This is a genomic window from Pseudomonas sp. NBRC 100443 (assembly GCF_030268185.1).
GTDB classification, from domain to species: Bacteria; Pseudomonadota; Gammaproteobacteria; order Pseudomonadales; family Pseudomonadaceae; genus Pseudomonas; species Pseudomonas citronellolis.
Genome location: NZ_BSQE01000012.1, coordinates 164,117 through 177,001, shown reverse-complemented (window position 1 = coordinate 177,001; position 12,885 = coordinate 164,117). Strand labels below are relative to the sequence as shown.

At 66.4% G+C, this 12,885-nt stretch carries 11 protein-coding genes; 4 read left to right on the top strand and 7 right to left on the bottom strand.

The window, feature by feature from the left end:
- Positions 1-75: 75 nt before the first annotated feature.
- Entirely contained in the window at positions 76-1,311 is a 1,236-nt protein-coding gene (locus QSJ95_RS17595; RefSeq protein ID WP_370686625.1) for a methyl-accepting chemotaxis protein, read from the bottom strand.
- A gap of 773 nt (positions 1,312-2,084) precedes the next feature.
- Here QSJ95_RS17595 and QSJ95_RS17590 point away from each other — a divergent pair.
- Together QSJ95_RS17590 and QSJ95_RS17585 are read left to right on the top strand one after the other, a co-directional pair.
- Complete coding sequence (locus QSJ95_RS17590) at positions 2,085-2,372, top strand: colicin Z C-terminal domain-related protein (RefSeq protein ID WP_069866230.1); 288 nt, start codon at positions 2,085-2,087, stop codon at positions 2,370-2,372.
- A gap of 11 nt (positions 2,373-2,383) precedes the next feature.
- Positions 2,384-2,758 (top strand): hypothetical protein, encoded by a 375-nt coding sequence (locus QSJ95_RS17585; protein WP_285644132.1) that lies wholly within the window; start codon positions 2,384-2,386, stop codon positions 2,756-2,758.
- A 7-nt stretch (positions 2,759-2,765) separates the two neighbouring features.
- Here the strand turns inward: QSJ95_RS17585 and QSJ95_RS17580 are convergent, their stop codons facing one another.
- The gene (locus QSJ95_RS17580; RefSeq protein WP_043266898.1) at positions 2,766-3,332 is read right to left on the bottom strand and encodes a DUF4124 domain-containing protein; all 567 of its coding nucleotides are present in this window, start codon (positions 3,330-3,332) and stop codon (positions 2,766-2,768) included.
- Between the two features lie 343 nt (positions 3,333-3,675).
- On the opposite strand from QSJ95_RS17580, the gene QSJ95_RS17575 reads away from it, so the two are divergent.
- A complete protein-coding gene (locus QSJ95_RS17575) occupies positions 3,676-4,212 on the top strand; it encodes a C40 family peptidase (protein WP_285644131.1) in 537 nt (178 codons plus the stop codon).
- Between the two features lie 346 nt (positions 4,213-4,558).
- On the opposite strand, the gene QSJ95_RS17570 is transcribed toward QSJ95_RS17575, so the two are convergent.
- Positions 4,559-5,617, bottom strand: coding sequence for an OmpA family protein (locus QSJ95_RS17570; RefSeq protein WP_285644130.1), 1,059 nt, complete (start codon positions 5,615-5,617; stop codon positions 4,559-4,561).
- Between the two features lie 855 nt (positions 5,618-6,472).
- Here QSJ95_RS17570 and QSJ95_RS17565 point away from each other — a divergent pair.
- Positions 6,473-7,750 carry a response regulator transcription factor gene (locus QSJ95_RS17565; protein ID WP_285644129.1) on the top strand — a complete coding sequence of 426 codons (1,278 nt, stop codon included), beginning with the start codon at positions 6,473-6,475 and terminating at the stop codon, positions 7,748-7,750.
- A gap of 27 nt (positions 7,751-7,777) precedes the next feature.
- Here the strand turns inward: QSJ95_RS17565 and QSJ95_RS17560 are convergent, their stop codons facing one another.
- The 4 genes from QSJ95_RS17560 to QSJ95_RS17545 all read right to left on the bottom strand — a co-directional run bounded on the left by QSJ95_RS17560 (position 7,778) and on the right by QSJ95_RS17545 (position 12,454).
- Positions 7,778-8,860, bottom strand: a complete 1,083-nt coding sequence (locus QSJ95_RS17560; protein WP_285644127.1) for a M14 family metallopeptidase — start codon at positions 8,858-8,860, stop codon at positions 7,778-7,780.
- A 113-nt stretch (positions 8,861-8,973) separates the two neighbouring features.
- Positions 8,974-10,242, bottom strand: a complete 1,269-nt coding sequence (locus QSJ95_RS17555; RefSeq protein ID WP_285644126.1) for an MFS transporter — start codon at positions 10,240-10,242, stop codon at positions 8,974-8,976.
- 17 nt (positions 10,243-10,259) lie between these two features.
- The gene (locus QSJ95_RS17550) at positions 10,260-11,447 is read right to left on the bottom strand and encodes a M20 aminoacylase family protein (protein WP_285644125.1); all 1,188 of its coding nucleotides are present in this window, start codon (positions 11,445-11,447) and stop codon (positions 10,260-10,262) included.
- Positions 11,448-11,545: 98 nt separating this feature from the next.
- Positions 11,546-12,454, bottom strand: a complete 909-nt coding sequence (locus QSJ95_RS17545) for a LysR substrate-binding domain-containing protein (protein ID WP_256511902.1) — start codon at positions 12,452-12,454, stop codon at positions 11,546-11,548.
- Between the last annotated feature and the right edge of the window lie 431 nt (positions 12,455-12,885).

Here is a 12,885-nt window from a genome sequence, read left to right as displayed (position 1 = left end):
GATCCGCTCCGCCCTGACTCAAACGAAAAGGCCGCACATCCTCGGATGCACGGCCTTTTTTGCTTCCCCCGGCTCTCACCGGGCCGAGGCAGCCTCGCGCCGGCCTGGGCTGCGCAGCGCCGGCGTCTCGCTCAGCGGCATGCTCTCGGGCCGGTAGCCCAGGCGCAAGCCGCCCCAATGGCGGCCGTTGACGAAGATCGGCACCGACAGGTCGTGCATCTGCTCGCCGGTGTCGCGGCAGTAGGTCTGCAACAGCAGCGCCTGCTGGTGGCTGCCGCAGCGGATCCCGGTGCGGTCGTCGAACAGGCGCTTGCTGCGGCTCTTCAGGCGGTCCACCTCGGGGTCGCCGGTGGGCGCCTGGGCGAAGGCGCGGTTGTGCGTCGGCACGTAGCCCTCGGCGGTGCAGGCGATGGCGAACACCAGGCCCTCGTGGCGCTGCAGCAGGTCTTCCTGGATCTTCGGCAGCACCTCGTCGGTGTAGCGGTCGAAGCGCGTGCTGTACTTCTGCGGCTCGGTGCCCGGAATCGGCTGGTAGTGGCGGTCGAACAGGTCCTCGGCGGAAATCCGCCCGTCCTCCAGGTCGGCGGCGAAGCGCGCGCCTATGCTCGATGCGCCTTCGCGTGCCAGGTCGTAGACGCGCTGGTGATAGTCGTCCAGGCCCACTTCGGCCAGGCGCTCGCTGATGGCCTCGGCCTGGGCCTCCAGGTGCACGGCGGCGTCGGCCAGGCGGTGGGTCTGCTCGTCGCTGACGCGGATGTCGGCGCGCATGCGCTCCACCGCGGCGAACAGGTTGTCCAGTTGATGGCGGTTGATCTCCGCGCCCTCGGCGATCTCGGTGATCTGCCGCTCGACGCCGGCGGCCAGCCCGGCGATGCCTTCCAGCTGCCCGCCGGTGCGCTCCACCTGGGCCACGCCTTCGTCGAGGTCGGCGGCCAGTTGGAGAATCTGCTCGGCGACCTGGGCGGTGCGCTGCTGGATGTCCTCGACCATCTGCCCCACCTCCTCGGTGGCCTCGGCGGTGCGCGCGGCCAGCCCGCGCACCTCGTCGGCGACCACCGCGAAGCCGCGGCCGTGCTCGCCGGCGCGGGCCGCCTCGATGGCGGCGTTCAGCGCCAGCAGGTTGGTCTGGCTGGCGATCGACTGGATCACCTGGGTGACGCGCTGGATGTCCTCGCTGCGCTGGCTCAGCGCCTCGATCAGCGCGCGGCTTTCGCCGGCGCGGCCGCTGAGCTGGTGCATGCGGGCGATGGCCTGCTGCAGCTCGCTGCGCCCGACATCGCTGCCGGCGCGGGCCTGGGTGGCGGCGTCCATGGCCTGGCGCGCCAGGGAAGAAGTGGCGCGCTCGGTGTGGATCATCACCTCGGCGCTGCCGACGATCTGCTCGGCCGCCGCCAGTTGCGACTCCAGGCGCTCCACCAGGCGCTGCACCGAGTAGGACACGCCGGCGGCGGACAGCGCATTGTGGCTGGTGCTGCGGGACAGGTCGCGGGTCAGCGCGGCCAGCTCCGGCGCGGCGGCGGATACGCCGGGCAGGCTGCGCCGCTGGCCGACGAACCAGGGCAGCCAGAGCAGCGCGAAACCGAGCAGCAGGCACAGCGACAGCGGCCAGCCACCCAGCGACTGGGCTATGAACAGCGCGAGAAGGCCGGAGGTCTGCAAGGAAAGAACGAGGAAGATACGCGAACGCGTCGGGTCCATGAGGGCACCTCTCCAGCCATCGCCCGCCCCGTGGAACACCCGGGTTGGCGCAGGCCCTGAATTATTGTTGTCAGGGCCATTAGGCGACCATTTGCCGGCCGCGGCTATCGTCCCTTAGTCGGTAGTGTGGCCGTCATTGCGGGGCGGTGCACTGTTGCGATTCGATCCACAGCCTTACCGAGCCCCTGAGCACAGGACACTGCCGACCAAGGGAGTGGAGAGCCGGCGGAGGAATTAGCGTTCCCGACAGCAATTCCTACAGCGCCTAGTCCCCGGCCATCCGAGATAAAAAGCGAATAATCGGATGCAATGCTGCAAGACATGACAAAAGCAAACGACATGTCATTTTCGGCTCCTTGGCTTCAGAACAGCAAAAGGAGACGTCCATGAACCAATTGGAAGGCTGGGCTCCGCCGGCGCGGGCCTGGGGACCCTGGATAGTCATCGGCGAACAGATGGGGGGCCCACTCTCTTACAAAGTCGAATTCGAAACTATTTCAGGCAGCTCGACCTTCGACGCCGAGATTCGTTATTTCCAGGGAGGCACTGAAATGAGCGATATCGTCGTTGGCCCGGGAACACACAATTTCACCAGCGGCATCTGCGTCTGTGTATCTCGGATCAGGTTCAGAAGCCACAGCATCGGGCAAGTGATTGCCATTACCGTTCGTTAGGGAATACCGAGATGAAAAAGACCATCCTGCTTTCCGCAATGCTTCTGGTTGCGGCCTGCGCCAGCACCGCTGAGGAAGGGGTTCTGTTCAGTGTCGAGAATCGCAGCTATCTGCTGACACGAGAATGCGTCAAACGCTCCGAGGTATCACACGACCTTGAGCAGCATGCCTATGTACAGGTCGAACTGACCGATCCCTGTGCAACTTCACTGGCCGGTTTCCTGAATGCAGAGCGAGGTGCCCCGCTTTCCGTTTCGGTCAAAGGACAATATCTGTCGAGATCATTGCCGATCCTTGGCGAGTTTCAGGCCAGAAGCCTGAGAATCTCCAGTCCGGATACAAAGCTGGCAATCGAGGTCGAGCGCTTGCTGTCTCCACCTCGATAAACCCGACTTATTGAGATGAACCGGACTGGTAGCTGTTCACCACGCAGCCATTGGCGTCGTAGTTGATGCTGAAGAAGTTCAGGTACTTGTCGTTCCAGTAGGTGCTGCTGCCGGCGCCGTGGGCGCTGGCCTGCTTGCTCGGGGTGCCGAACATGCTCTCGATCTCCTTGCGGCTCATGCCCGGGACGATTTCCTTGCGCACCATGGCGGTCCGCAGGTCGCGCTCGGAAAGCCCGGTGGAGCAGCCCGGCCGCTCCTCCGAGCCGCCCACCACGGTCACCCGCGTGCCACCGGCCGGCGCCGGGGCCGCCGGCTGCTGCGCCGGATAAGCCCCCGCCGGAGCGTAATCCGCAGTCGGCGCCTGAAGCGCCGGCTGCGCCATCACCGCCCCCTCGCCGCCGCCACTGGGCCGGCGGTTCTCCACGTTCAGCTCGACGCCGGCGTTGCCGCCGTTGGGGCAGGCCTGCTTGGTGAAGGTCACCTTGCCCTGCGCATCGACGCATTTGTAGATCGTATCCGCCTGCGCCCAGGCGGCGCAGAACAGCAGCGGAACAGCAACGAGAACACCCTTCATACAGCCTCCCTGGCTGATCAATGGCAGATTGACACCTCAGACCGCCGCGCCGGCGAAAGTTCCAAGGCCGATACACGAAATCCTAACCGCATCGCCAGGAATAACCCACGCCCGGGGTCTTCGTGCTTTCTGCCAGCGTCCCTTCACCGATCCTGAGCCTGCCCCGCCGCCACGGCCTGCCCTGGCCGGCACGAATACTGGAGAGCCCCAGCAGCTACCAGGGAAGTAGCGGCCAGCCCTGCATCATCCATGCCTCCCTCGTCCGCGCGGACCAGGGCCCGGTGCAGGCTTGCCAGCAGAAGGATCACGCCACGACTCAACCTTCGCCCCGTAGTGTTCCGAAATGCGTGCTCTTCATTGGTTTATCGCTCTTTTACTTCTCATGCTGATCGTTCCCCTCGCCCATGCCGATGACCTCGGTACCCCGCAGTGGCGCCGCTACGCGCCCGCATCGGCCCAACCAGTACCAGCGGACTGGTATAGCGCCGTCAATCCGGACACGCGCCAGCTCATCGTCGCCCGCGCGCACCAGCTCGTCGGCCAGCGCTACCGCCGGGGCGGCGAATCGGAGGAAACCGGGTTCGATTGCAGCGGCCTACTGGTCTACCTGTATCGCAGCGTCGCCGACCAGCGCCTGCCACGCACCACCCGGTCGATGATTGCGCGGCGCGACGCGACTATCGCCCGCCACGAACTACAGCCTGGCGACGCCGTGTTCTTCAGCCACAACGGCAGCGATAGAGTTAGCCATGTCGGCCTCTACATCGGCGACAACCGCTTCATTCACGCCCCCAGCACGGGCAAGAAGATCCGCATCGACTCCCTCGCCTCCCCCTACTGGAAGCGTGCCTACGTCACCGCGCGCAATTTCAGCGGCTGATGGAATCGGCGCCATCGGGAATATCACCGCCCAGGTGCGGGCGTAGACGCAGTGAAACCAACGAAATAGCGCCGGGAGCGCCCGTGGAGCCGAGGGCGCAGGCCTGGGTTGCCGACCTTCTCCGGAGGCCCAACCGAGCCCCTACCGGCGTGGCGGGATGCGTTTGGCCGATGGAAAGGCGTTTGCCTGCGTTGAGGGCTGGTATCGGGGGTTTGCTGCTGGATCACCGCCCAGGGCCATCGAGGCCCTGGGCGGTGAAGGTTCCGATCCAGTGGATGGAAAGGCTGCTCCGCTTGAGTGAACGGCATTGCAGCCTAGATCGGTCTGACTCGTCAGCTCCGGCCGATCACGGCTTGGCCTGGGCTTCCACTTCGGCTTCCACGCGACGGTTGACGGCGCGGCCTTCGGCGGTGCCGTTGTCAGCAACCGGACGGCTCTCACCATAACCCACGGCGCTCACGCGGCCGCCTTCCACGCCGTACTCGTTGACCAGCACGTCACGAACGGCGTTGGCGCGACGCTCGGACAGCCTCTGGTTGTAGGCGTCGGTGCCGACGGAGTCGGTGTGGCCTTCAACGGTGGTGGAGGTGGACGGGTACTGCTTCATGAAGTCGGCCAGGTTCTTGATGTCCGCGTAGCTGTTCTGCTTGACCTTGGACTTGTCGAAGTCGAACTTGACGTCCAGCTGGACGCGCACGGCCTCGGCCACGACCGGGCAGCCGTTGGCGTCGACGGTGACGTTGGCCGGAGTGTTCGGGCACTTGTCGACGTTGTCGCAGACGCCGTCGTGATCTTCGTCGGAGCAGACGTCGGCGACCGGCTCGGTCGCCGGGGCCGGCTTGGAACCGCCGCCGAAGTTCAGGCCGACGCCGACGCCGGCCATCCACTCGCCCTGGTGGCCGTTGTCGCGCCTCTCCAGGCCGTACTGGCCGTCGAGGCCGGCCCTGGCATAGAAGTTCTCGGTGAAGTAGTACTTCAGGCCGGCGCCGATGTTGGCCATGGTCAGGTTCTGACGGCCGCCGTTCTCGCTGTTGACGTTGGTCAGGCTCTGGTGGCCGATGCCGGCGGACAGGTACGGGCGCAGGCCCGCGCCGGGAGCGCCGAAGTGGTAGATGGCGTCCAGCGAGGCCAGGCTGCCATGCACCTTGGCATTGCCGCTCGCGGAGGTGCCGCGCAGGTCGTGGTATTCACCGTAGGACAGCGCCAGCTCGACGTCGTCGGTCAGGAAGTAGCCGAGGGAGCCGCCGTACAGGTCGCCGTTCTGCATGTTGCGATTGCTGTCGGTGAAGTAGCGCTTGCCGAAAGCCTCGACCTCGACCGAATTCCGGCCTTGGGCGAAGCCATCCATGGCAGACAAGGCGACCACGGCACCCACAACGACGCCTAAGGTGTTTCTCGATTTCATTCACGCGATCCTTTCAATAAATACAGGGCACAGGTTCAAGCAACAGCCGAAGACCCACACCCGATGAACGAGTGTGAATCTTTCATCCACGACAGGGGCGAAGTTCCATTTCCTGGAGTCTTTTTCTCGAAATATCCACGAGGCAAGACCGGCGCTATTCAACTCGTTTCAAGCCAAGCAAATGCTATCGGCAGGTCCCGAACCGGTTCCGGGCAGCCAGGATGGTATCCAGGTGAACTCCGGCAACACCATGCGACGCCGTCTGAATTCTTCGCTCCACGATTCCGCCAAGTACGGCCACCCCAGCGGCCAACCCTCCCTGCCACTACACACCGCGATCATCTTGAACCCGGCCCCCAACAGCCCTGACTGGAAGAACGCGGATTATCTTCCAGGCCTATCAGCGGACATTGACTTCAGAAAGCGCGCAGGAAGTGCATCGACCCAGTAGCGGCGGCCATCAAGCCGATCCCGATATCACCGCCAGCGGAGGCGCATGGAACGGCCCTTTCCGAGGCGGCCATCCCGCATGCTGCGAGATCCCGGCATATCGAATTGACGAAAAGTAAGGCGCCGCTCCAGGGCATTTTAGAACTCGTCAGATACCTGCCCCGCAGGGCGCGGCCCTACTCTTCTCCCCGCAAGACGACGCAACTTCTTCTAAACAGATCAGCGCTGAATTTCTCCTTCAGAAATCCACCGGAGAACTGTTTCTCAAGCGCCGAAAGCGACCCTGAAGACTCATGCCGCCCGCCCCGCGGGTATCGGCACTTTTCGAGACGCTTGTGGGTTCGCGCCTGCTGCAGGATGCGGGAAGAGGGTTGACCCTGTAACTATCTGACTATCCGTACCTAAATGAAAAATCTGATCGATAGCAAAATAAATTTCTCGGTCGTGACCGAAGACTCCCTCATACAGGCATATACCCTGGATGCAAGCCAGGCCGCGCCTGAACAAGTCCTGATGAGCAAGCCTGGCAACCTGTACGTATTGCAGGAGCCCCAGCATGCCTCCCTGAGCGATGCGCTGGTTGCCGAACGCTCCGGAGAAGACCTGCTGCTGGCTTTCCGATCCCAGGAGCAAGCCCGCCCGGCGCTGAAGTTCGAGCAGTTCTTCAGCCACGACGCCCGCCTGCATGTCCTCAAGCACGACGGCGAACTCCTGCGCGCCGTGATGGGCCAGGACGACCCGCAGCAAGGCCCGGTCGCCTTCGACCTGCAGGCAGCGAGCGCCACTGAACAGCAGGTGGTCAGCCCGGTTCTGGGCCTGCTGCTGCCTTCCGCCGAAATCGCCCCCGCCGCGGAGCTGGAGCCCCAAACCGGCGACGCCGCGGCCCCCGTACAACTTGCGGCACTGAACGTCGCTCCGCTGTCCGCCGAGCCGCCGCAGATCACCCATGCCATCGACCAGATCGGCGCCCGCCAGGGCTCGCTCGCCTCCGGCAGCGTCACCGACGACAGCCGGCCGACCTTCAGCTGTCATGCCGAAGCCGGCACCGTGGTCACGATCTACGACAACGGCTACAAGCTGGGCGACGTCCGCGCCGACGCGAACGGCAACTGGTCCTTCCCCCCTGAAAATGCGCTGGCCAATGCCGGGCACAGCTTCACCGTGCGCGCCCAGGATGCCGCCGGCCACCTGATTTCCGCGGTGCACGCCGTGTATGCCGGAGCGACCTACATTTCCCCGCAGTTCCGCTCCAACGGCCAGGAACAGAACGGCATCCTCGCTTCGCGCACCGCCAACTCCAGCCTGACGCGGCGCGAGGCGGAAGTGATCCGGCTGTATGTATCCGGGCTCTCCGTGAACGGCATCGCCAACCAGCTCAAGCGCACCAAGCAGACCGTCAGTTCGCAGAAGTCCAGTGCCATGAGAAAGCTGGGCATTTCCCGGGACGTGGAACTGTTCCGGTTCGCCTATGAAACAGGCCTGGAGATAGCGGGGAAACCCATGGATTTCGAACTGTCGAGCCACAGGCAACAGACCGCTCCGGAAAGCCTGCCCGCTGAAGTTCAAACCCCGAGAATGGGCGCCCGGCAGAACGACAGGAAGCTCAGCGTCTACGTGCCTTACGAGATCATCCAGAAGGAGTGGCGATTCTTCATGGAAGGCCGCAACCGCAACGAGTCCTGAGCGATCGCCACACCGGCCTCTTCGAAGCTACGCCTCGCACAGGCCCCGGAGCGCCAGCCAGGCCGCTTCGCTGGCCTGCGCCAGCACCTGGCGCTTCCAGTCGTCAGCGTCCACGTAGAAGGCATCGCGTAACTGCTGCTTGATGCGCCCGGCCTTGTGCACCGGCGCCTGCGGCGAGCGGGCCAGCCACTGGTCGGCGCGCAGCGCGTCCAGCACCTGCGATCCCGGCAGGGTGCCGAACTCCAGGGTCATGGAGGTCAGCCGCGCCTGGGGGCATTCCTGCAGCGCGGCATGCACCATCTTGCCGTTGAGCCTCACCGACACACTGTTGCCCTCCTCCGCCGAACGCACCGACTCGCCCCACCAGGCGCGGGAGCGGGCCAGCGATTCCGCGGTGTTTTCACCGGAGTGGATACGCTCGCCGTGCCCGCGGGGGCCGAGGCCGGTATGCAGGTCGATCCAACCCAGCTCCTGGCAGCGGCGGCCATGCTGGCGCAGCACCTGGCGCACCTTGCCGTTGCTCCAGGTGGGTGCGGCGCCGACGTAGAAGAGCCCGTGCGGATGGCTGCTCTGGCCGCAGGAAACGGCCTGTTGCAGGTGCCGGCGGCCATGGCGCAGGACCTGCAGCAACAAGCGCGCACGGCTCAGCCGCGACGGCCAGCGGCGTGGCACCAGCAGCGGATCGAGACGGGCGTAGGCAGGGTTCTCCGGCAGGGGCGCGGAAAAGTCCAGGAAGTTGCGGTTGAGGTCGACGTTCTCGTGGGTCCAGCGCCGCCACCAGGAGAAGCCGTGGGGGTTGACCGCATGCAGGTAGAGCACGGCACAGCCGCTTTCGCGCACGCGGGCCCGCCAATGCGCGTCGCGCAGCATAGCGGTCTGCACGGCGGAACCGCAGAAGCCTTCGACGCCATGACAGCCGCTGCTGACGATCAGCAATCGGCTGGCGTCCTCCGGGCCGTCGCGGGCCACGTCCAGGGCCAGCGGCTCGCCGTCGCGCCCGGGCAGCGGGTGGTCATGGGATTCGACGGCCAGGCCGGCGGCGGCACAGGCCTCGAGGAACTTGCCACGCGCCTCGGCGTAGCTCTGGGAGAAGCAGGCGGACGGGTTCATCGTCTCTCCGGGATGAGCGCAGTCGGAACGCGGGCCGCCGGGCCCGCGCCCGGAAGGCGCGAAAGGGATGGGATCAGGGGGCCGGCGGCCGACTCATGGGCGGCCACCGCGGCTCATGCCGTGGCGGGCAGGTCCGTGGCGGCGCTGCCGTGCAGCGCCTGGCGGGTGCGCTCGGGGGCGATCAGGCGCAGGCCGAGCAACGCACAGAGGATCACCGCGGCGCCGATCAGGCCCAGGCCCAGCTCGAAGCCCTGGGCGATGTTGCCGCCCTTGTGCTCCACCAGCTGGCCGATCATCCAAGGCGCGAGCATGCCCGCGCTGGTCAGGCCGCCGATGTGGATGGCCAGCATGGAGCCGCGCTGCGCCGGCGGCGCGATGTGCGCCACTATGGTGTTGCAGAAGGTCGGCAACAGGTTGATCAGCACGCAGCCGGCCAGGTACAGGCCGATCACCGCCGGCAGGTTGCCGTGGAAGCCGCCGAGGCCGACGAAGGCCGCGCCGGCGAGGATCGCGCAGAGCACCGGCAGGCGCACCAGCGCGGTCTGCACCGGCACGCCGCGCTTGAGCAGGCGCTGCGACCAGGCCGAAACGCCGAGGTTGAACACGATCACGCCGAGGGTCGCCGCCATCACCGTGTAGCCCGATTGCAGCGGCGTCATGCCCAGGCCCTTCTGCAGGTACACCGGCACCCAGCTGTAGACCAGCGCGTTGGGCAGGTAGCCGAGGAAGCCCAGCAGGGTGATCCAGAGGAAGGTGCGGTTGAGCAGCAGGCGCCGGTACGGCAGGCGCTGGCCGCTTTCTTCACCGTCCACTTCGGCGTGGCTGCCCTCGCGGCCGAAGGCCAGCCAGGCGAGCATCCACAGCAGGCCGATGAGCGCCAGCGCCAGGTAGGCCATGCGCCAGCCCAGGTGCTGGATGGCCAGCGGCAGGGTCAGCGCGCCGAGCACCGCGCCGAGCATGATCGACACCTGGATCAGCGACGCGGGCAGCACCCGCTCGCGCGGGCCGAACCACTTGAACACCGCGTGCTGGGTCACCGCCGTGCCCGGCCCGGTGCCGGCGCCCAGCAGCAGGCGGCTGGCCACCAGCGCGGCGAAGCCGCTGCTGAAGCTGACCAGCAGCTGCGCCAGCATCCACACCAGCGACATACCGAAGAGGATCCAGCGGGTCGGAAAGCGGTTGGCGAGGAAGCCCACCAGCACCCCGGAAATCGAGTAGAGGAAGAAGAAGGCGCTGCCGATGAAGCCGAACTCGCTCGGCGTCAGCTTCAACTCGTCGATGATCTGCGCCCCGGCGAAGGCGAAGATGGTCTTGTCCATCACGCTGATGACCATCACCAGCATCAGCAGGACCAGCACCAGGGTACGGCGTGCGTTGCGCATCGTTGCTCCATTGGCCATCAGGCGGCCAGGTAGGTCTCGACCAGGCGCACCCAGAGGCTGGCGCCGAAGGGGATGGCCGCGTCGTTGAAGTCGTAGCCGGGGTTGTGCACCATGCAGCCGCTCGGCCCGCTCTGGCCGTTGCCCAGGGCGATGTAGCAGCCCGGCCGGCGTTCGAGCATCCAGGCGAAGTCCTCGCTGCCGAGAAAGCCCGCCGGCGGCTCGGACAGCAGCCGCTGCGGGCCCACCAGCTCGCTCGCCACCTGGCGCAGCAGGCGCGTTTCGGCCGGGGTGTTGACCAGCACCGGCACCAGCTCCTCGTAGTCCAGCTGCGCTTCGATGCCATGTACCGCCGCCACCCCCTGGGTGACTTCGGCGATGCGCTGCTTGAGCAACTGGCGCACTTCCGGGCGGGTGGCGCGGACGCTCAGGCGCAGCTCGGCCCGGTCGGGAATCACGTTGGCCGCCTCGCCGGCATGGATGGCGCCGACGGTGATCACCGCGACCTCGCTGGCGGGCACGTTGCGCGAGACGATGCTCTGCAGCGCCAGCACCAGTTCGGCGGCGGCCACCACCGGGTCCTTCGCCGCATGCGGCATGGCGCCGTGGCCACCGACGCCGAGCAGGCGGATGGTGGCGCGGTCGCTGGAGGCGGTGAGCGGCCCCTCGCGGGTCAGGAAGCAGCCCACCGGCAGGCCCGGTGCGTTGTGCAGGGCGTACACGGCATCGCAGGGGAAGCGCTCGAAGAGGCCGTCCTCCATCATCGCCACGGCGCCGCCGAGGGTCTCCTCGGCGGGCTGGAAGATCAGGTTCAGGGTGCCGTCGAAGGCGCGCGTCTGCGCCAGGTAGCGCGCCGCGCAGAGCAGGATGGCGGTGTGCCCGTCATGCCCGCAGGCGTGCATCTTGCCCTGCTCCCGGCTGCGATGGGGCACGCCGCTGGCTTCCTCGATGGGCAGCGCGTCCATGTCGGCGCGGATGCCGATGCTGCGCGGGCCCTGGCCCTGGCGCAGCACGCCGACCACGCCGGTGCCGCCGACGCCCTCGTGCACCGCGTAGCCCCACTGGCGCAGGTAGCCGGCCACCAGTTCGGCGGTGCGCCGTTCCTCGAAGCCCAGTTCGGGGTGCTGGTGGATCTGCCGGCGGATGGCGGCGAACTCATCCTGCCAGTGCTGGATGCGCGCAAGCGGCTCGGGGCTGGCCCGGGTCATGGCCCTAGTCCTTGTTGTAATGACGACGGCCGGCAGCATGCCTCAGCCATGGCGGGCTGAATAATGACCTCTGCACATGCTTATCCAGGCTGGTTATGTCAGCCGGCGGGCTTTTGCAGGTGCGGGCCCTTGAAGGCGTAGACCAGCTCGTCGACCAGCATCTGCGCCTCGCGGGTCATCAGCTCGGGCGGCCGCGAGACCAGCGAGATGTCGGTGCCCGGCACGCGCTCGGCGATGTTCAGCGGCTCCAGGGTGCTGGAGACCACCGGCAGGTCGAACACCCGCCGCGACCAGAAGCTCACCGCGTCGGTGTTGGCCGCCAGTTCCGCGTAGAGCACCACCGAGGCGCACTCGATGATGCGCTGCGGCGGCTCCACCCGATGCTCGCGGAACATCTCCCCGGCCAGGGAAACGTCGAGGGAATCGGGGATCAGCCACTCCTGGTCGAGCAGCTCGTGCAGCGACCCGGCCTCGCGCAGCGGATGGCCCTTGCGCACCGCCAGGGTGGTGGGCTGGGCGTAGAGTTCCTGCCAGAGGAAGCCGTCGATGTTGCGCGAGGCCGGCTGCGAGGTCAGCGCCAGGTCCAGCTGGCCTTCGCGCAGGCCCTCCAGCAGCTTGGCCGGGCGCAGTTCGTTGATCTGCAATTGCACCTTGGGGAAGCGCTTGCGGTAGCGCAGCAGGCAGTTGGCGAACTGCTGGCTGGGCGTGACCGGCGACACGCCGATGGCCACGCGGCCGTCCATGGCCCCCTTGAGCGTCTCGATCTCGTCGCGCGCGCGGCGCACCTCCTCCACCACCAGCCGCGCCCGGCGCACCAGGCGCTCGCCGTACTCGGTGGCGGTGATGCCGCGGTTGGAGCGCAACAGCAGGGGCACGCCCAGCTCGGCTTCGAGTTCCTTGATGCTCTTGGACAGCGCCGGCTGCGAGATATGCAGCAGGCGCGAGGCCTCCTGGATGCTGCCACTCTCGCAGATGGCGACCATGGCGCGCAGTTGATGCAACTTCATGATGGGGCTACGACCGCTCTATTCGACTTGTACCGCGCAAGGTAAAGCAAAAATCGCGTGGGAAGGCAGCGGCCAATTGTAAAAAGCGCTGGATTCCCGGGTGAGTGGTTGGTCGTGGCTGGTGGGGCATTGGGTTGGGCGTGGGGGTCTGCTGGTGGGGAAGGTGTAAGGGTCTAGTCCGTTCCCTCTCCCTAACCCTCTCCCTGAAGGGAGAGGGGACCGTTGGGCAGACGCTGGTGCTCTGGAGTCAGCCGGCAACACCGAAAGTTGCCGACTGAAGCCAACCGCCCTCTCGGCACGGACAAGCCCCCTCTCCCTTCAGGGAGAGGGCTGGGGAGAGGGTGCTCTTCCCCCCCAAAACACCCAATTCACCAGCAAACTCCCCCTGTAAATACCCCCGAAAAAAAGGCGGCCATCCGGCCGCCCACAAA

Coding starts and splice junctions, on each gene's coding strand:
- QSJ95_RS17595 (WP_370686625.1), bottom strand. CDS start 1,311: ATGGACGCCGCCACCCAGGCCCGCGCCGGCAGCGATGTCGGGCGCAGC.
- QSJ95_RS17590 (WP_069866230.1), top strand. CDS start 2,085: ATGAACCAATTGGAAGGCTGGGCTCCGCCGGCGCGGGCCTGGGGACCC.
- QSJ95_RS17585 (WP_285644132.1), top strand. CDS start 2,384: ATGAAAAAGACCATCCTGCTTTCCGCAATGCTTCTGGTTGCGGCCTGC.
- QSJ95_RS17580 (WP_043266898.1), bottom strand. CDS start 3,332: ATGAAGGGTGTTCTCGTTGCTGTTCCGCTGCTGTTCTGCGCCGCCTGG.
- QSJ95_RS17575 (WP_285644131.1), top strand. CDS start 3,676: ATGCGTGCTCTTCATTGGTTTATCGCTCTTTTACTTCTCATGCTGATC.
- QSJ95_RS17570 (WP_285644130.1), bottom strand. CDS start 5,617: ATGAAATCGAGAAACACCTTAGGCGTCGTTGTGGGTGCCGTGGTCGCC.
- QSJ95_RS17565 (WP_285644129.1), top strand. CDS start 6,473: ATGAAAAATCTGATCGATAGCAAAATAAATTTCTCGGTCGTGACCGAA.
- QSJ95_RS17560 (WP_285644127.1), bottom strand. CDS start 8,860: ATGAACCCGTCCGCCTGCTTCTCCCAGAGCTACGCCGAGGCGCGTGGC.
- QSJ95_RS17555 (WP_285644126.1), bottom strand. CDS start 10,242: ATGCGCAACGCACGCCGTACCCTGGTGCTGGTCCTGCTGATGCTGGTG.
- QSJ95_RS17550 (WP_285644125.1), bottom strand. CDS start 11,447: ATGACCCGGGCCAGCCCCGAGCCGCTTGCGCGCATCCAGCACTGGCAG.
- QSJ95_RS17545 (WP_256511902.1), bottom strand. CDS start 12,454: ATGAAGTTGCATCAACTGCGCGCCATGGTCGCCATCTGCGAGAGTGGC.